This is a genomic window from Cellulomonas sp. URHD0024, from assembly GCF_000426185.1.
Lineage (GTDB): Bacteria > Actinomycetota > Actinomycetes > Actinomycetales > Cellulomonadaceae > Cellulomonas.
On the sequence record NZ_KE384506.1, the window covers coordinates 1 to 18,288 of the forward strand.

Annotated in this window: 18 protein-coding genes; 9 read left to right on the forward strand and 9 right to left on the reverse strand. The window is 69.2% G+C overall.

The genetic code is table 11. The annotated features are described in order from the left end of the window. Both I847_RS0119650 and I847_RS27240 read left to right on the forward strand, forming a co-directional pair. The coding region (locus tag I847_RS0119650; protein ID WP_028051067.1) for a hypothetical protein at positions 1–269 on the forward strand (269 nt) is incomplete at its 5' end. Between the two features lie 67 nt (positions 270–336). After that, positions 337–510, forward strand: a complete 174-nt coding sequence (locus I847_RS27240) for a hypothetical protein (RefSeq protein WP_196804632.1) — start codon at positions 337–339, stop codon at positions 508–510. Between the two features lie 413 nt (positions 511–923). On the opposite strand, the gene I847_RS24965 is transcribed toward I847_RS27240, so the two are convergent. From I847_RS24965 to I847_RS0119675, 4 genes are all read right to left on the reverse strand, one after another. Beyond that, positions 924–2,774, reverse strand: coding sequence for an FtsX-like permease family protein (locus tag I847_RS24965; RefSeq protein ID WP_034611326.1), 1,851 nt, complete (start codon positions 2,772–2,774; stop codon positions 924–926). 1 nt (position 2,775) lies between these two features. Beyond that, on the reverse strand, positions 2,776–3,507 hold the full coding sequence (locus I847_RS0119665) for an ABC transporter ATP-binding protein (RefSeq protein ID WP_034611330.1): 732 nt from the start codon (positions 3,505–3,507) through the stop codon (positions 2,776–2,778). Beyond that, on the reverse strand, positions 3,458–4,108 hold the full coding sequence (locus tag I847_RS24970; RefSeq protein WP_196804633.1) for a PadR family transcriptional regulator: 651 nt from the start codon (positions 4,106–4,108) through the stop codon (positions 3,458–3,460). Before I847_RS24970 ends, I847_RS0119665 begins: the two co-directional genes overlap by 50 nt. A 334-nt stretch (positions 4,109–4,442) precedes the next feature. Continuing rightward, on the reverse strand, positions 4,443–5,108 hold the full coding sequence (locus tag I847_RS0119675; RefSeq protein WP_028051069.1) for a TetR/AcrR family transcriptional regulator: 666 nt from the start codon (positions 5,106–5,108) through the stop codon (positions 4,443–4,445). A gap of 65 nt (positions 5,109–5,173) precedes the next feature. On the opposite strand from I847_RS0119675, the gene I847_RS0119680 reads away from it, so the two are divergent. Continuing rightward, positions 5,174–5,575 carry a hypothetical protein gene (locus tag I847_RS0119680; RefSeq protein ID WP_028051070.1) on the forward strand — a complete coding sequence of 134 codons (402 nt, stop codon included), beginning with the start codon at positions 5,174–5,176 and terminating at the stop codon, positions 5,573–5,575. 849 nt (positions 5,576–6,424) lie between these two features. After that, positions 6,425–7,120: a hypothetical protein gene (locus tag I847_RS0119685; protein ID WP_028051071.1), complete on the forward strand. Its 696-nt coding sequence runs from the start codon at positions 6,425–6,427 to the stop codon at positions 7,118–7,120. A gap of 342 nt (positions 7,121–7,462) precedes the next feature. Here I847_RS0119685 and I847_RS0119690 read toward each other — a convergent pair whose 3' ends face one another. Beyond that, positions 7,463–7,771 (reverse strand): helix-turn-helix transcriptional regulator, encoded by a 309-nt coding sequence (locus I847_RS0119690; RefSeq protein WP_034611424.1) that lies wholly within the window; start codon positions 7,769–7,771, stop codon positions 7,463–7,465. A 68-nt stretch (positions 7,772–7,839) separates the two neighbouring features. Here I847_RS0119690 and I847_RS0119695 point away from each other — a divergent pair, with 68 nt between their 5' ends. Next, positions 7,840–8,943, forward strand: coding sequence for an NADH:flavin oxidoreductase (locus I847_RS0119695; RefSeq protein ID WP_196804634.1), 1,104 nt, complete (start codon positions 7,840–7,842; stop codon positions 8,941–8,943). Between the two features lie 149 nt (positions 8,944–9,092). Here the strand turns inward: I847_RS0119695 and I847_RS0119700 are convergent, their stop codons facing one another. Continuing rightward, a complete protein-coding gene (locus tag I847_RS0119700) occupies positions 9,093–9,305 on the reverse strand; it encodes a hypothetical protein (RefSeq protein WP_028051073.1) in 213 nt (70 codons plus the stop codon). 391 nt (positions 9,306–9,696) lie between these two features. Here I847_RS0119700 and I847_RS0119705 point away from each other — a divergent pair, with 391 nt between their 5' ends. Continuing rightward, entirely contained in the window at positions 9,697–10,341 is a 645-nt protein-coding gene (locus I847_RS0119705; protein WP_028051074.1) for a hypothetical protein, read from the forward strand. A 290-nt stretch (positions 10,342–10,631) separates the two neighbouring features. Next, a complete protein-coding gene (locus I847_RS0119710; RefSeq protein WP_155856241.1) occupies positions 10,632–11,234 on the forward strand; it encodes a hypothetical protein in 603 nt (200 codons plus the stop codon). Between the two features lie 57 nt (positions 11,235–11,291). Here the strand turns inward: I847_RS0119710 and I847_RS0119715 are convergent, their stop codons facing one another. The 3 genes from I847_RS0119715 to dnaB all read right to left on the reverse strand — a co-directional run bounded on the left by I847_RS0119715 (position 11,292) and on the right by dnaB (position 15,087). Next, the gene (locus tag I847_RS0119715; RefSeq protein ID WP_028051076.1) at positions 11,292–11,567 is read right to left on the reverse strand and encodes a hypothetical protein; all 276 of its coding nucleotides are present in this window, start codon (positions 11,565–11,567) and stop codon (positions 11,292–11,294) included. A gap of 28 nt (positions 11,568–11,595) precedes the next feature. Continuing rightward, on the reverse strand, positions 11,596–12,024 hold the full coding sequence (locus I847_RS27635; RefSeq protein ID WP_155856242.1) for a hypothetical protein: 429 nt from the start codon (positions 12,022–12,024) through the stop codon (positions 11,596–11,598). Positions 12,025–12,489: 465 nt separating this feature from the next. After that, a complete protein-coding gene (gene dnaB / locus I847_RS0119725) occupies positions 12,490–15,087 on the reverse strand; it encodes a replicative DNA helicase (protein WP_028051077.1) in 2,598 nt (865 codons plus the stop codon). Positions 15,088–15,370: 283 nt separating this feature from the next. On the opposite strand from dnaB, the gene I847_RS0119730 reads away from it, so the two are divergent. Further along, complete coding sequence (locus tag I847_RS0119730) at positions 15,371–16,720, forward strand: MATE family efflux transporter (protein ID WP_051275148.1); 1,350 nt, start codon at positions 15,371–15,373, stop codon at positions 16,718–16,720. A gap of 268 nt (positions 16,721–16,988) precedes the next feature. Then, the gene (locus tag I847_RS0119735) at positions 16,989–18,218 is read left to right on the forward strand and encodes a branched-chain amino acid ABC transporter substrate-binding protein (protein WP_028051079.1); all 1,230 of its coding nucleotides are present in this window, start codon (positions 16,989–16,991) and stop codon (positions 18,216–18,218) included. The last annotated feature ends 70 nt before the right edge of the window (positions 18,219–18,288 follow it).

Here is an 18,288-nt window from a genome sequence, read left to right on the forward strand (position 1 = left end):
TCTCACGCGAAGCCATGGCCGCCGCGCAGGGCGGCGAGTCCGACGACCCCCGCACCGCCGCGCTGCTGCGGTTCGCCCTGCTCGTGGCCGACGAGCGCGGGCACATCACCGCCGACGACGTCCAGGCCGTCCGCGACCAGGGGTTCGACGACGAGCAGATCGTCGAGACGATCGCGCAGGTCGCGCTCAACCTGTTCACCAACTACGTCAACGTCGCCCTGGCCGTTCCGGTCGACTTCCCCCGGGTCGGGCTCCAGCGCGCCGCCTGACCGCCCGGCGCCCGGGCGGAATCAGCCCCACCCGGGCGTGTCACCCCCGACAGACGACGAGACCTCGATGACATCCACGGGCACCGACCCCCGCGAGCAGACCGAGACAGTGGTGCGCATGGCGAACGGCCGGCTCGCGCCGCGCACGTTCGCCGACCGCGCGGAGGCCGAGGCGTGGGCACGCCCCGAGGAGGGCGACGAGGTGCTCGAGCGCAACTTCGTCTGCTCATGCGACGCGTGAGCCCTGCGGCGTGTCTGACGCCATGGTCGAACTTGCCACTGCCGACGCCGCCTTGCCCGTCCGGTCAGTGTTCCGGGCGTGCAAGGAGACACGGGCGACGGCGTGAGCGCGGGATCAGCAGAGGGCTAGCGCCTCGTCGACCAGCGGTGCACCGCTTCGCCGCACCGTTGAGCGCGTACTCCGTCCCGGAACAGGCGGCCCAGTCGCTGCACCAGCGCGGTGCTCGCTCACGGAACCGCTGCGGTCAAGGTTTGTCTCCCAGCCGCAGCAGAGCCTCAAGCCCATCGCGAAGGCGAGTGTCATTACCGGGGCACGCAGATGAGGCGCTCGTCGCGCCCTACGTCGGTCGCGATGATCCGATCGATGCCGCCAGTGCCGCAAAGGTCCTCGCGCGGGCCGCCCAACGAAGCGGTTCAGGCGGCGTGCAGCAGCTCCCCGGCCGACCGGGTCGCGCCGAGCCGGGCGGGGATCGCGGTGCAGATCACGACGATCAACGCGGTGCCGAGCACGACCGCGGCCAGCTGCCAGTACGGCGGTACCGCCAGTGGGTCGTCGTCGAGGACCTGCGCGAGGCCCAGCCCGCAGGCGACCCCGATCAACGCACCGCCGAGCGCCGGCAGCAGCTGGGCCACGGACAGGCCGCCGCTGACCTGGCCCGGCGTCGCTCCGAGCGCACGAGAAAGTGCGGCCGACCGCCGGGTGTCCAGAATGGTGGCCCACGCCACGCAGATCATGTTGACCGTCGCCTGCACCGCCAGCATCACGCTGATCACGAGCAGCCCTTGTGTCATCGCCAGCCTGGGGTCGAGGCCAGGCGCCGACTCCGCCAATCGACTGGCCCGGGCGGCCAGCGACGCCACGATCCCGGTGATCGCCGTTGCCACCGCGAACACTCCCAGCCAGGTGCGGCGCGGCCGGCGCGCAGCGATCCGCAGCCCGAGCAGCAGGGGAACGGGCATACGGGCCGAGAGCGTGATGAGCCAGGAGCTGCGCCGCGGTGGCCGCACGGTGCGGGCCAACGCCTGGGTGGTGCTGATCCGGGCGGCGCGGGCCGCGGGGACGAAGGTCGCCAATGCAGCGATGCTCAGCGCAACCCCGACCACCACAGCGACGATGCCCGGCGTGAACGATGCCTGACCGGCCCCGCCCAGCAGACCGGCTCCCGGGTCGGAGAGCACCGGATCCAGGAGCCGCGCGGCGGCCAGCCCTAGCCCGCTGGCCAGCAGCGCGATCGCGAGATGCTCGGCGAGGAGGACCACGGCGACGAGCGCGGGGGTCGCGCCGACCGCCTTGAGCAGACCGGCCCGGTGCACCTGGTCGGCCATGCGGCCCCCGACCAGCACCGTGATGCTGGCGACGGCGACGAGCACGAGGAGCGAGCTTCCCAGCATCAGCGAGAACTGCTTCTTCGAGAGCGCCCAGCCGTCGCTGGCCTCGACGTCCTGCCAGGTCTCCGCAGCCAGGACGGTCCGCTCGGTGACCGTGCTGCGCGCGGCGGCGAAGGCCGGTGCACCGTCGGGGTGGGCCAGCTTGAGGCTGAGCACGTAGGCGAGCATGCTCGGCTCCGCCACTGTGCGGGTGTCGGCCTCGGTCAACCACATCAGGCCCGTCGGGACAAGCTGGAAGCCGTCGGCCGGTGGGGCACCGTGCACAGGCCCCCGATCGATACCCCCGGTGGGCAGCGGAGGCCTGGCCGCGCCGGAGAAGAAGGGCGCGAAGGCTGCCTTCGGGTACGGCTCGGCGGCCGCGGTGACCGCGGTTCCCGTCACCGTGAACGGGCGGCCGCCGATGTCCACCGCGTCACCGACCTCCGCGCCGATCGCCTTGGCCAGCCCGGCCTCCACGACCACGCCGCCCGGCCTCGTCCACTCCCCGGTCAACAGCACCGGCCGGTCGACCTTCGCCACGTCGGAGTCCCGGCCCTGCAGCCACGTGTGCACCGAGAGGCCGCCGATGCTCACCACCCGCTGGGTGTACGGGAAGGGCCCGCTCGATGCCGTCACCCCAGGTGCGGTGAGGTGCTCGCTCAGGGAGGACGGATCGACGGTGCTCCCGGGCTGCGGTGCCAGCGACAGTACGACGTCCGGTCCCGCGGTCACCGCCCGTGTGCTCTGGTACGGCTGCTCGGCGGCCCCGCGCAGCACGAGCCCGAGGCTGAGCGTGGTGGTGGCCGCCGCGATCGCGACCAGCAGCAGCGCCGCGTGCCCGGGTCGCCGCCGCAGGTCACGGACCGCCAGCCGGAGGACGAGCACGGCCTTGCCCATCTCAACCCTCCAGACCGGCGAGCTCGCTCAGTGGCCCGCTCGGGCCTCGATCCAGCCGTGTCTCCTCGACGAACACGCCGTCGCGCATCGAGATCAGCCGGTCGGCGGTCGCGGCGACCCGCGCGTCGTGCGTGACGATCACCTGGGTCTGACCCGCCGCGCGCAGGCCGTCGAGCAGCCGCAGCACCTCCGACGTGGCGACGCTGTCCAGGTTCCCGGTGGGCTCGTCGGCGAGCACGACCAAGGGGTCGTTGCTCAGCGCACGGGCGATCGCCACGCGCTGCCGCTCCCCGCCCGAGAGCGACACGGGTAGCCGCCCGGCATGCTCGGCCAGCCCGACCTGGTCCAGCAGCTCGGCAGCCCGGTGGCGGGCCGCGGACGGCGACCGGCCGGCGAGAAGGGCCGGCAGCTCGACGTTCTCGACGGCGGTCAGCTCCTCCAGCAGGTGGAACGCCTGGAACACGAACCCGATCGCCCGCTGCCGCATCCGTGAGAGGGCGCGCTCGTTGAGGGCGTCGATCTGCCGCCCGTCCACCCACACCTGTCCGCGGGTGGAGCGCTGCAGCCCGCCCAGCAGCTGCAGGAGCGTCGACTTCCCGCACCCGCTCGGGCCCATGATGGCCACCGTCTCGCCACGTTCGACGTCCAGGTCCACGCCTTCCAGCGCGTGCACCGTTCCCGTGTCACGCCCGTACGTCATCCGCAGGTCGCGGGCGCGCAGCACTTCGCTCATGGCCGTCCTCCCTGGACGTTGCTCGGTTTGGGGCCGCCGGTTCGGCCCAGAAGCGGGCGCAGGCCTCCAGCCAGTGAAGGTCCGCTTGCAGACGGAGCACGACGCCCTCCAGCAGCAGGCCGGCCACGGAGAGGGGCGGCTCGGAGAGGGCCGCCCGTTGCACCACGACCAGCTCGGTAAGCACCACGTTCCGCTGCGCGTCGACGATGCGCCGCGGGTCCGCCAGGCCGGCGGCCGCAGCGGCGACCAGCTTGAGATGGAACTCGGCCGGAGCCGGCTTGGGCCAGGTCGTGTCGGCGAGCCAGTCGACGACCCGCTGCTGGCCGGCGGGTGTGAGGTCGTAGACCTTGCGCTCGGACTGGTTGGCCTGACCGACGCGCTCGGAGCTGACCAGACCGGCTCGCTCCAGGCGCGTGAGGGTGACGTAGACCTGACCCTCCTTGAGGGCGTCGGCCAGCGGCCCCAACGCGAGCTGCAGGCCCGCTCGCAGCTGGTAGCCGTGCGACGGCTCCCGTGCCAGCAGGGCGAGCAGCACCTCTTGCACCACGCCGAGCTGGATCCCGTGCGACGCCTGCCCGCCTGCTGCGACCGTTGCCCGCATCCGATACCCCTAACGGTTGGGCCCGAACCTATTCGTCGGGGGACAGCCGGTCAAGAGCGCGACGCGGTTTGGCAGAAACGACGCTCACGCAGCGCACCGTGTCGACGCGAAACCTGACCCCCGACTTGCCAAGGCCGGTTCGGTCCGGTGGACCGCAGGCGATCGGGTCGATCTACAGCTCCAGGATGTTGGAGTTCCGGGCGCGAATCGCGATCGTTCCTGCGCCGCGGCGGGTTCCATCAGGAGAGCCCGCCACGATCTCTGGTCAGCTCGAGAACGCCTCGCCGGCCACCGCTTGCGGGTGTGGTTGGCCCTGATGAAGTCGACATCCCGATCAGCTCAGTAGCGAGCCCGAGTGGTCGTCGAGGAGCATGCTCCGGGACATGCGTCGGAGCCATTCCTCGTAGTCGTCGGGCGTCCACCCGCGTTCGATCACAAGGAGCCGGTACATATCGTGCCCGCACCAGGTCCACAGCAGGTCGGCAGCAACCCCTTCCGTCACGTCGGGGCGCAGGGCTGCCCTGGATGCGAGGGAACGAGCGAGACGTTGCTGGGCCGCGTACCGCCATTGCTGCTCAGTGTCCCAGCGGGCCGCCGAGGCTGCGTCGGAGGCGGCCGCCGCGCGGGCGACATCGAACAGGTCCCAGGCATCCTCGTTGACCTGCCTGCCCAGCGCGGCCCAACGGTCGATCTGGGCCCGTGGATCCGCCTCGTTGACCATTGCCTCGACAAGCGCGGGGATGCCGGTGCCGAACTCGTCACCGTCGGTCCGCACCGTCCGTCGAATCAGGGCATCCAGGACGCCGAGCTTGCTGCCGAACCGCTGGTAGACCGTTTCGGGCGACACGCCGGCGCGGTCGGCGATTCCCTGGATGGTGACCCCGACGAACCCGGACTCCCGGAACAGGACTCGGGCAGCGTCGAGGATCCCGTCGATAGTTGCCTGCTTCTGCCGCTCTCGTAGACCAAGGGTCTTGCCCCGGGGGTTGACGTCCTGCATGTCAGTACGGTAACACTGTATTCAGTACAGTATCGCTGTACTGAACACGAGAAGGAGACGCGCTCATGTCCACACTCTCGGTGCCGCCCGTCGTAGCGACCTACCTCGCGGCCTCTCAGGCGCACGACGTGCAGGCGCTCGACAACCTCCGCGCGGATCGGTACGAGATGTATTGGCCGCAGAGCGGCGAGCGTTTCGACCGGCGCGGCGTCGCCGCCATGCAAGCCAACTACCCCGCCGGCGGCCCGACGATCGAGGATCGCGGGATCTTTGGCTCCGGCGACAACTGGACCGGGCAGGCACTTCTGACCTACCCCGATGGGAAGCAGTCCTGGGTGATCACCCTGATCGAGATCGAGACGGACGCGATCGTTCACGAGACCCGCTTCTACGCTGATCCGTTCGAGGCGCCAGCGTGGCGCTCCGCGTTCACAACAGCCACGCACGGGGCCGTCCCTTCGTCGTGAGGCCGTGTTGCCCCACTTCCCTCCGGCCGCGAGTCGGCGCCAGTCGGGACCGCGGCGCCCCTGTGGGGTGACGAAAGGGCGAGCGCGTCGACGGGCAGGGGGACGCGATAGTCGAGATCGTGAGAATCTCGCGGCCGGCGGGCGGGACGAACGTCGACGCGCCCTGAGCTGACTGCCACGTGAGGAAAGCGTGGCTCAAACCGAACGACTCGGGAGTCGGACTATCGAGGGCGTGTAGTCAAAGAATCGCGCATCTCGACAGAGGGGCGGTCGGGCAACTGGACATCGTGCGGTAGGCACGCGTGACCGCCGCCCAGTTCGTGTAGCTCTCGGGCCACAGGGTGGAGCCGCGGCTGGTCCGACAGCGATCGCAGAGGAGGCGAGCGCCGGAGCGCCGGCCGATCTGAAATCAGGACATATCGGGTAGTTGAACTAGGCGGCCCGGATAGTCCAAGTGTCTTGCATCTCCACAGTCGGCGAGCAGTGTCGAGATGCGCCACAGATTGGCTGAAGCGGAACGGTGGACTTGCCTGTACGAGGCGATGACCCCGGATGCGGTCAAAGTAGAGGGCCGACCGACTCGAGAACAGCGCGAGTGCGATGCGCCACACTCACCCCGGCGTCTCTAGTTCGAGTGCTGGTGAGCCGATACGAACGGACGATGACGACGCGTACCCGCATGACCCTGGCACGTGCTCTCAGCCTCAGTCTGACCGCGTGCTCCGCCCCCGCCGCGCTCAGCTCCACGGCGCAGACGAGCGTTACGCCGTCGGGCAAGCCAGCACCAAGCCGCGTTGAGGAAACTTCGGAGCCGATCGCCGTGGCCGTAGGAACGGTTGTGATTCTCAGATGAGGACCGTCGGCGTGTTCGTCGTCGGCGCGTCCCTGCTGGCCCGGCTGCTCGGCGGGCATCCCGCTGACCGATGGCCAACCCCACCACAGACCGGACGAGGAGACTTCATGAACAAGGCGCTCGTCGCCAGCATCGTCCTCGCCCTCGGGTTCACGCTCAGCGCGTGCTCCGGATCAGGCACGCCCGTGGCGGCGGAGCCGACCATTGTCGCGACCACGCCCGCCGCGGTTGCGGTCCCGAAGCCTGGCGACACCATCACGACGATGGACCAGGTCAATGCAGCGAAGGCTGCCGGTCTCGGGTTCTACCCGCTGACGACGGGTGGCATCGTGTTCGACAAGACGCAGCCGCTCCCGGACGCCATCAAGGCTGACATCACGGCGCCAGTCGTTCAGGCTGTTACCCAGTCCGAGGGCGGCGCGACGGAGGCAGTGTGGCAGGCGGTCGCCAGCGCGAGCGACAACGCCTCCACGGCACTCGGCAAGAACGTCATCGTCATCTATGGCGCCTTGGCCTCGCTGACTCCCGGCGGCGAGGCGGCCATGTACTACTCGGCGTACGGCGCCGGTGGAGACTCGGACCTCGGTGGCGGCTCGGTGTCGACATCGCGTGACGCGGCGATCGCTTTCACGCAGACGTGGATCTCCGGCCAGCCGGACGCCACGAACTATGAGGTCGTCGTCGCCAACTGAGCCGACAGACGCCGGGATCCTCTCCGAGGAGGGGGAGCCGCTGGGTACCTCTACTCCGGTGACCTTCTGTGAGGACTCCCCACTTAAGTTTCAGGTGCGAAGTTCAAAGTAGGCCGCATCTCGACAGAGGATCTCGCCAACCCCGTTCGGCAGCGCCGTGGGTAATGCATCGGTGTCGAGATGCATCACAGATTGAACGCGCTGGAGCGGCGTACCTTGACCGGCGACGCGCGGCGGCGAGCCCCGGTCAAAGTACGGACCCTCGGGGGTGACACCCTCGTGGAGGCGACCGCGGCGCGGGATTCTGCCGAGTACGTCATCACGGCGCGGCAGCGGAGGCTGCTACAGATCCTTGGCGACGTGGGCTGCGAAGCGCTGCAGCACTTCCTCGTTGCGACGGTAGTGCGTCCACTGTCCCAAGCGGTGGCTCCTCACCAGGTCAGCGCGTTCGAGGGCGGCCATGTGCTGCGAGGTCATCGACTGAGATGTGCCCGCACGGTGCTGGATGCTGCTGAGACAGATCCCATACACAGCCGAGTCGGGATGCTCCTGGGGCTCGAACCCCTCCCGACTACGCAGCCAGGTGAGGATCTGTCGGCGCACCGGGTGCGCCAGCGCCTTGAAGATCAGTGAAGTGTCGAGATCGACCATGGGCAGAGCATATCGCGATTTCCTGTTATATTAGATTATCGCGATCTATTGATCCAAGGAGTGCCGCTGTGACCGTTGACGTCGCGCCGCTGTTCACGCCCTTCCAGCTGGGAAGCCTGCAGCTACCCAACCGCTTCGTGATGGCTCCGATGACGCGCGAGTTCTCCCCGGGAGGCATCCCGGGTGCGGACGTAGCCGCCTACTACGCCCGTCGCGCCGCAGGTCACGTCGGGCTCATCGTCACCGAGGGGACCTTCATCGACCACGCGGCCGCCGGCGACAGGACGGATGTGCCGCAGTTCTACGGCACGCAGGCCCTGCAGGCGTGGCGGGAGGTGGCGCAGGCGGTACATGCCGCCGGCGGCCGGATCGTGCCGCAGCTATGGCACCGCGGCGCCCAGCGCCCCCCCGGCAGCGGCCCCCACCCGGAAACGGGCTCAATCAGCCCCTCGGGCAGCTACCCGGGTCTGACCGACTCCCAGGCCATGTCGGTCGTTGACATCGACGAGGTCATCGCCTCCTACGCCCGAGCCGCCGCCGATGCGCAGCGCCTGGGCTTTGATGGCATCGAGCTGCATGGAGCGCATGGCTACCTCCTCGACCAGTTCCTCTGGTCGGGCACCAACCTCCGCACCGACCTCTACGGCGGTGGACCCGCTGCCCGAGCGCGCTTCGCCGCCGAAGTCGTCGCTGCCTGCCGAGCCGCTACCAGCGCTACGTTCCCCATCATCTTCCGTCTCTCGAACTGGAAGGCTGGTGACTACCACGCCCGCCTGGCGCAAACGCCCCACGAGCTGGAAGCACTCCTGACACCCCTGCTCGCCGCCGGAGTGGACGTCTTCCACGCCTCCACCCGACGGCACTTCGAGCCTGCCCTCCCGGGCTCACCCCTCGGCTTGGCTGGCTGGGTCAGGAAGATCACCGCCAAACCCACGATCACCGTCGGAGGGGTGGGGCTCGACGGCGACCTCATGACTGCCTACACCACCGGAGGCCGCGCCCGCACGGTGCCGCTGGATCAGTTGCTAGATCAGTTCAACGATGGGCAGTTCGATCTCGTCGCTGTCGGGCGAGCACTGCTCAGCGACCCCGAGTGGGTCCTCAAGGTGCAGCAGGGCCGATTCCAAGACCTGCGCTCCTTCGACGCTGCCGATCGTCAGAAGCTTGCCTGACCTAACCACCCGCTCAGCTAGGGCGAGTGGTGCCACGGTCGCTGACACAGAGCCACCACGACCACGACGCGCACCTGTCGGTGCCAGCCCGACGGACGGGCATAGCGGCCCGGTCGGTGATCGGTCGGTGAACGCCGACGCCGGTGAGGTCAGCGGATGCGAGTCCCACCCAACCGGGGCCGCACGACGTAGACCGCCGCCACCAGCATCGTCACGCCGACCCCGGCGATGGGTACGTAGTGGGCGAGGTGCTCGACCAGGCCCTCGTTGTTCACCAGGTTCACCAGGCTGCCGGTGGACCCCTTCACCTTCGTCGGTTCGATCAGGTCGGCGATCCCCTTGACCTTATTCGGCACGCTCATGCTGAGTCCTCCGGATGCTGAACGACGGGCCGGGACACGGGGTGGTCGCCCGGCCCGTCGCGGCCGACCACTCGACGCATCGTCGCTGGGTGATGTCCCGGTTCGCGATACGCAACATCGCGTATCGACCCTCCGGCGGTGGCTCGTTCCCGCCTCGAGCTCGCCGGCAGGGGCGTTGCGGGTGCAGTTCGCTCACGGGACACTCGGGGAAGGTCACACCTGCGGTGAGGGCACACGTCAATGAGCAGCGACGTCGACGACCAGTTCAGCCATCGGGCGTTGCCGGGACTGGTCAAAGTACGAAGCCGCTCGCGGGTCCCTCCACCGGCACAGGCCACCGGTCAAAGTCCGTGGCCCACTGCGCGCATGCCTTCCTCCCCGGGTTGCTCCTGTGACCCAGCCGGGGCCGACGACGGTCAAGACCGACCGACCGGCAGCCGATCCGACCAAGGTGTCCAAGGTCCTCAGCATCACCGCCACCATCGCGCTCGGCCTCACGCTCACCGCATGCAGCCCAGCCCACACCACTCTGAACCCTCAGTCGACCCAGCCAGCAGCCGAGGCCCCGGCCCCCGCCCCGACCGCTGGCCAGTTCCTCACGACCGTCGCCGAGTCGGACGCAGCCAAGGCTGCCGGCCTGCAGGTCTTCCCGATGTCCACGGACGGCCTCATTGCCTTCGACCCGACCCAGCCACTGCCCGAGGTAATCAAGGCAGACATCGCAGCACCGGTCATCGAGGTCCTGCGCACGTCGCCCGGCTCAACCTCCCTGTACTCGTCCGCCCACGAGGCCGCGGCGAGCGCAACGGAGACCACGGGCCGCAAGGTCATCGTGGTCTTCGCCCACGAGGGCATGATCGACCCCGACGCCGAGGAGACGACAATGCTGTACTCGGCTTACTCGTTCGACCAGAACACCGAGCTCGGCGCAGCGAGCGTCTCGGCGTCGCTCGACCAAACGCTGGCTACAACCCAGGCGTGGGTCACGGCCCAGCCCGACGCCTCCGCGTACGAGATCGTCGTGGCGGTTGGATAAATAGCTCACAGCTGCTGGGCGGCGTCCGCGGCAGCGGCAGCGGCAGCCTGCTCACGCCGCGCCCCGCGCGGTATGTCCCCCCAATCTCTCGGCACAAAGCCCTACGTTGAATGTGGCGGACGGGCGATTCGAGGCCGCCTCTCAGCGAGGCCTCGCGCGCGTCACCTCGGCACGTGTCGAGATGCAGGACAGGTTGACCGAAGCTGAGCGTCGTACTTTGACCACCGGGAGTCGGGCGCGCGCGGTCGATCAGAGTCCGGACCGATGGAGCACCCCAACCTCGTCCCGGGGTGAGTCCTGTGGCCCAGTCGGGTCTGACGACGGTCAAGACCGACCCGCCGGCAGCCGATCCGACCAGGGTGTCCAAGTTTCTCAGCATCACCGCCACCATCGCGCTCGGCCTCACGCTCACCGCATGCAGCCCAGGTTCGGACATCTCGGCCGATCATCCGACCAGCAAGCCTGCCGCAGCGGCTCCCGTCGAGACCGCGGCCCCGGTCGTGGAGACCCCGGCCGCACCCGTCGCGGACGAGTTCTCGCAGGTCATCAACGGCACCCTCATCCAGGGCACCCCGGAGGCGCCGGTCCGCATCGGCACCGACACCCCCGGCCAGGCGCCGGCCGCCGAGGCTGGCTTTGTTGCCGGCCCTGGCGGCGGCGACTACGTGGTGGCGAACAACAAGTACGCCGTGTCGGTCTCGCCGACTGAGGGCGGCTACAAGTGGAAGGTGTTCGGCATGAGCGAGCACGGCAGCTACCGCGACCTCGCGCACGGCGGCTACAACGAGACCGAGCCGTACCCGTCGGCTCAGGCGGCGCTCGACGCTCCGAAGGTTGTCGACGGCCGCACGCTCGACCGCGCCGAGTACATCCTCATCGTGGTCAACCGATAGTCCCCGACTCACGCAGAAGGGCCCCCGGATTTCCGGGGGCCCTTCTGCTGTCGTGCGCTACCAGACCAGCGGTCCCATGGGGCCGGCCGAGCCGCTGGTGCGCGTGCAACTGCCAGGGTGCGCCGCGATCGACAGTGTTCCCGTGGCTGTCACGTCGTTCTCGTAGATGCCGTTGGGCTCGTCCGCGCCAGCCGCCGTGACGTACCACTTCAGAAGGCACGTGTTGACCGCGGAGTGCCGGACCAGCCAGTTCGATGCGGAGCCCGGCGTGATGTAGACGCCAATGGCCGGGCACCCGTCGTTGTCGCCCCAGCCGGTCGGTGTGAACGGCACCTTGATGACGTTCCCGCCGCAGTCGTCGTCACCGGAGTAGGACTTGTTGGTGGGGCACTCGCTCGGTGGTCTCGTGGCGCTTCGTACGGCGTTGGCGCGCCCGGAGAAGGTGTGGGCCTTGGTGCTTGAGGACCCTGCCAGGCCCGCTGGCGGCGGCCTCGGCCAGGAGTTCGTCGCGGCGAACGACGCCTTCATCGACTCCATGAGCGACATGGACCGCCACCCCGAGCGTGTGGAGCTGATGCTGGCCCAGACGACGTGGAGCCGGAGCGAGGTAGAAGCCTGGGCGGCCTGCAAGCCAGCCGTCGACCGCCAGTACGTCCGACGAGGCCTGTCGCTCGGCGATGCCGCGTGGGAGGAGCTCTTCAAGCGCAACCGGCTCGCTCAGCGCATCGACGATGGCGACGACGTCGCTGAGGAGGACCGCGGAAGCGTCCACCAGCTCGTCCTCGGTCATGCGCGGCGAGAGTCCATGACCTCGCAGATCGGGCGCGTGCAAGTCCCACCGACCACCCCAGTGGCTCACCAGGTGCGGCCAGGCCGTCCCCGCCTCGGTCACCCATGCACCAGCAGGACCGGGCCGGCGGCCGGATCTCCGTACCGGTGGACTTTGAGTGGCTGCACCGACACCTCCGCAGGCAACGCACCGCCCGGGAATCGGGACAAGAGCTGGTGGCAAGCGACGCGAACGACGAGGCGGCGGTGAGACCAGCGCGGGTGCGGCGGCGGGGTCGTAGCACGGCACGGGCGGTCGTTGTATCCGGCATATGACAGCGGTGGTGGTATGTCCCCCAAGCCATCGAATCGGACACATCGGGTAGTTAAACTAGGACGCTCGTTCAGAAAAAGAACCCTGCATCTCGACAGCACCTGCATCTCAGTTGCAGTTGCATCAGCCTGCATCTCGGCAATCGGCGGGTCGTCAGGCCTGCATGTCCACAAAACGCGAGTAGTGCCCCTGGAACGCGACGACCAGCGTGTCGGTCGGCCCGTTTCGGTGCTTGGCGACGATGACGTCGGCCTCGCCGGCGCGAGGGGACTCCTTCTCGTAGGCGTCCTCGCGGTGGAGCAGGATGACGATGTCGGCGTCCTGCTCGATCGAGCCCGACTCACGCAGGTCGCTCATCTGCGGGCGCTTGTCCGTGCGCTGCTCGGCGCCACGGTTCAGCTGGCTGATGGCGATGACCGGGACCTCGAGCTCCTTGGCCAGCAGCTTGAGGGCTCGGGAGAACTCGGAGACCTCCTGCTGACGGGACTCGACGCGCTTGCCCGACGACATCAGCTGCAGATAGTCGATGACGACGAGCTTGAGGTCGTGGCGCTGCTTGAGGCGCCGGCACTTGGCGCGGATCTCCATCAGGGACATGTTCGGTGAGTCGTCGATGAAGAGCGGCGCCTCGGAGATCTTGCCCATGGTCGCGGCGATCTTGGCCCAGTCGTCCTCGCCCATCTGACCGTTGCGCAGCTTCTGCAGGTGCACGCGTGCCTCGGCGGAGAGCAGGCGCATGGTGATCTCGTTGCGGCTCATCTCGAGCGAGAACACGACGGACGTCATGTTGTGCTTGATCGACGCCGACCGGGCGATGTCGATGCCCATGGTCGAGTTGTGCGTCGGGATCATCGAGCGGCTCGCGAGGTACAGGTGCGACTCGTGATCGATCTGCACGCACCGCACGGGAACGCTCTCGATGGGCTCGACCGACACGATGAAGCGCTGCGTCAGCCGAGCGGTCGAGGGACGGCGACGCTCCTTGTGGACCAGGCGCTTGCGCTCCAGGGCGAAGACGTCGTCATCGGTCGTGAAGGTGAGCATGAAAGCCGTCGACGAGTCCGCAGAGCGGCCGTTGACCGGCCTCGTCGACCAGCCGGTGCGATAGCCGAGCGAGTGCACGAGCTCCCGGACGTCCTCTGCGAGGCGTCGGTTGGTGAGCGAGATCTGCACGCTCCCGGTCGGGTTCACGGTGCCGTCCGTGTCGAGCAGTCCGGCAAGCAGGTCCCGGCGCTGGGCCTCGGACGCCCGCAGGTACGACGCCGGGATGTGCTTGGCGCCGAGCGCCCCCAGGGTCCGGAGCCGGCCGTGCACCGTGCCGTTCGCGTCGTGGCAGGCCTGGCACCGCAGGAGGCCGGTCGTCGCGACACGGCACTCCGGGCAGGTCGGCACGGCTACCGGAGCCGAGAGCGTCTTGACCTTGCCCCCGCAGGAGCGACCGCAGGTGCGGACCTGGGACCGGCGGGGCACCAACGCCGTGCGACACACCTCGCATGAGCGCTCAGGGACGGGATCGACGGGAAGCTGAATCTGATAGAGCCGCGCCGGCCCGGCACCGGCCGCGCCCATGTCGAGAGCGACCAGACCACGGCCTTCGATCATCATCGCGATCTCCGGGTCCGCGCTCGTGAATCGCGCGGAGGCGGAATGCCCGTCACCGAGCCAGACGCCTAGCGCGTAGGGATCGATCGGCAGCCTTGCCGCCTGCAGATCCAGTGGGCGCGCAGTGGTGATCGAGTGGTTCGCACGGCCGTCGGCAGTGTCGCAGCGGGCCGTCGCGTGGATCTCCTCCGTGGTGCGGATGCCGGAGACCGGTCCGGAGATGCCGCGGCGCTCGGCGCGCGTGCTCGTCTCCCACTCGTGCCAGGCGTCAGCGACGATCTCGGTGCCGTCGTCGAACGTCACGCGGTACGTCGGCCGCCCGGTCATCACACCGGTCGCGGCGACAACGCGGGTCGGGGTGCCGTCGGAGGCGATCAGCAGGTCACCCACCTGGACCGACCCCATCGTCGTCCAGCCGGTCGGCGTCGGCAGCGGCGTGTCGAGCGCGAGCGCCTTGCCGATGGCGGGGCGAGCCGCCAAGACGATCATCTGCCCGGGGTGCAGTCCGTTGGTCAACCGGTCCAGGTCAGAGAAGCCCGTCGGCACGCCGATCATGCCCTCGCCGCGGTGACCCGCGGCCTCGATCTCGTCGACCGTGCCACCGATGATGTCGCCGAGGATCAGGTAGTCCTCCGACGAGCGCCGCTCGGTGACGGCGTAGACCTCGGCCTGCGCGTTGTTCACGATCTCGTCGACGTCGCCGCCGTCGGTCCCGTAGCCGAGCTGCACGATGCGCGTACCGGCCTCGACGAGCTTGCGCAGCACGGACCGCTCGCGCACGATCCGCGCGTAGTAGCCGGCGTTCGCGGCGGTCGGGACCGACGAGATCAGCGTGTGCAGGTAGGGCGCCCCGCCGATGCGACCGATCTCGCCGCGCTTGGTCAGCTCGTCGGCGACGGTGATCGCGTCAGCGGGCTCGCCGCGGCCGTAGAGGTCGAGGATCGCGTCGTAGACCACCTCGTGCGCGGGGCGGTAGAAGTCGGTGCCGCGGATCTGCTCGACGACGTCGGCGATCGCGTCCTTGGAGATCATCATTCCGCCGAGCACCGAGCGCTCGGCGTCGAGGTCCTGCGGCGGGGTCCGGTCGTAGCCGCCGCCACCCCGGTTCGAGCCGGCCGGCGCGCCGTACTCGAGCTCTTCGATCGTCATCGCTTCCCCATCGTCATCGTTCGAACATATGTACTCTGGGGGTGTGACACTCGCCCGCGCGAGGCCCACAGAACGTCTCGCACTTGGACGGTAGGCGGGATTGGGCGCACGTCCAAACGCAGTCTCCGGACCCTGTGCGGCGTGCTGTGGACGGCCGCCGAAAGCTGTCGATGGCCTGTGGATAACATTGGCGAGTTGCCCACAGACCGTGGACAGAGGTGTGGACGACGACGTGGTTTCGCCACGGTACGGCGCCTGGACCGGCATAAACGCTGAGTTCTTCCTGTGGATCGAGGAAAGGTTGGCCGGGATTTCACCTGTCGGACACACACCCCTGGGCGTGGACAGGCAGATACTGGTCCTCGCCGTTCCCGCGCTCGGTGCACTCGTCGCCGAACCGCTGTTCGTGCTGGTCGACTCGGCCGTCGTCGGCCACCTGGGCACCGCGCCGCTCGCCGGTCTCGCGCTCGCCTCGACCATCCTCATCACGGTCATCGGCCTGTGCGTCTTCCTCGCGTACGCCACGACCGCGGCCGTCGCACGCCGCCTGGGCAGCGGTGACCGCACCGGCGCGCTGCAGCTCGGCGTCGACGGCATGTGGCTGGCGCTCGGCCTCGGCGCGGTGCTGGCCGTCGGCACCTGGCTCGCGGCGCCGTGGCTCGTCGGGACCCTGGGTGCCTCCGACGAGGTCGCGACACAGGCCGTGACGTACCTGCGATGGTCGGCACCCGGCCTGCCCGGGATGCTCCTCGTGCTCGCCTCGACCGGTGCCCTGCGCGGTCTCCTCGACACGCGCACCCCGCTCGTCGTCGCCAGCCTCGGAGCGTTGGGCAACGCGATCCTCAACATCCTGCTCGTCTACGGCGTCGGGATGGGCATCGCCGGTTCGGGGCTCGGGACAGCGGTCGCCCAGGTCGCGATGGGCATCGCGCTGAGCGTCGTCGTCGTGCGCGGCGCCCGGCAGGTGGGCGCGGCTCTGCGACCGGCAGCCGGCGGCATCCTGGCCAACGCACGCGCCGGCACGCCGCTGCTCGTGCGCACCCTGTCGCTGCGCCTGGCCATCCTGCTCACGGTCGTCGTCGCGACGAGCCTCGGCCCCGTTCCTCTCGCGGCGCACCAGGTGGTCAGCGCCGTCTGGGGCCTTGCGGCCTTCGCGCTCGACGCGCTCGCCATCGCCGCGCAGGCCCTCGTCGGCCATGCCCTCGGCGCCACCGACGTGCCTCTGGTGCGCGCCCTCCTGCGTCGGACCCTGCAGTGGGGCGTGGGCGCCGGCGCCCTGCTCGGGCTCGTGCTCGGTGGGCTCGCATGGCTCTACGTCCCGCTGTTCACGTCGTCGGACAGCGTCCAGCACACCGCGGCTGCCGCGCTCGTCGTCGCGGGCGTCACGATGCCCATGGCCGGCTGGACGTTCGTGCTCGACGGGGTCCTGATCGGCGCCGGCGACGGGCGCTTCCTCGCCTGGGCCGGTATCGGGACCTTCCTCGTCTACGTCCCCTGCGCGCTGGCAGTCCAGCACGACGACGCGGGCCTGACGTGGCTGTGGGCCGCGTTCGCGGGCGTCTTCATGCTCGCCCGAGCCGTCACCACCGGCCTGCGCGCCCGCGGCACTCGCTGGATGATCACCGGCGCCTGACACGTATCTGCAGCCTGCCGGTGGCGCCCTGGTCGACAACGCGCAAGACTGCCCGCGGCGGGGTTCACGACGCCGTCGACCCCACCGCGCCGATGATCAGCCGCGCCGTGACCGTTCTGTGACCTGCGCGTTCTCGATCTGAAACCGGGTTTTCGAGGGAATTGAAACGCCCCGGTAACCCCACGGGCTTACGTTGCGTTCAGCCCGGCACCGTCGGGAAGCGGCTCGCCCGCACGGGTGGCCACGTATATCCACGGAGGTATCACACATGCGTAGATCGACTCCGCGCCTCGCGGGAACTGCGCTCGTCCTGGTCGTCGGCCTCGCCGTCGCCGGGTGCTCGTCCAAGTCCTCGGACGACACGGGCTCCAGCGCATCCTCGACCGGCGGTACGGCGGCGCTGTCCATCCAGCCGCTCGTCCAGATCGACAACAAGGGTGCGGAGGTCAAGGTCGACAACAGCGGCACTCCCGCCAACCCGGCCGGTGACGCCAGCGCGAAGTGCGACCCTGTGACCATCGCGATGGCCGGTGCCCTGACGGGCCCGAACGCCGCTCTCGGCATCAACATCCTCAACGGCGCCACCCTCGCGATCGACGCGCACAACGCCGCGGCGCCCGACTGCCAGGTGGCCATCAAGCAGTTCGACACGGAGGGTGACCCGCAGAAGGCCACGCAGGTGGCGCCGACGATCGTCGGCGACGCGTCCATCATCGGCCTGCTCGGCCCGGCGTTCTCTGGCGAGACGAAGGCCGTCGGCCCGGTGTTCAACCAGGCCGGCCTGCTGTCCCTGACGGCCTCGGCGACGAACCCCGACCTGACGAAGAACGGTTGGACCAACTTCTTCCGAGGTCTGGCCAACGACGCGGTCCAGGGCCCGTCGGTCGCGGCGTACATGGTCAACACGCTCAAGTACGAGAAGGTCTGCGTCGTCCAGGACGACTCCGACTACGGCGTGGGCCTTGCCGAGCAGATCACGTCAGGCCTCGGTGACGCAGCCGACTCCAGCTGCAACGCCAAGGTGAAGACCGGTGACAAGCAGTTCGACGCCGCGGTCCAGCAGGTCAAGGACGCCGAGCCGGACGCCGTGTTCTACGCCGGCTACTACGCCGAGGGCGCGCCGTTCGCGTCGCAGCTCAAGGAGAGTGGCGTCACGGCTGCCTTCGTCTCGGCCGACGGCACCAACGACCCGCAGTTCGTCAAGCAGGCCGGAAACGCCGCCAAGGACGCCTACCTGTCCTGCCCGTGCGGCCCCGCGCCGGACCAGTTCGCGACGGACTACCAGGCGAAGTTCAGCACGGCCCCGGGCGTGTACTCGGTCGAGGCCTACGACCTGGCCACGATCATGCTCCTGGGCATCGACTCAGGCGTGAAGGACCGTGCCGGCCTGATCGACTGGGTCAAGAACTACGACGGTGACGGCCTGGCCCGTCACTACAAGTGGGAGTCGACCGGCGAGCTCGCCTCGGCCCTGATCTGGATCTACCAGGTCAAGTAGCGCGCACACGACGGCCGGGTCCGCTGGGACCCGGCCGTCGTGCCGTACTGTCGCCGCACCCCGCACAAGG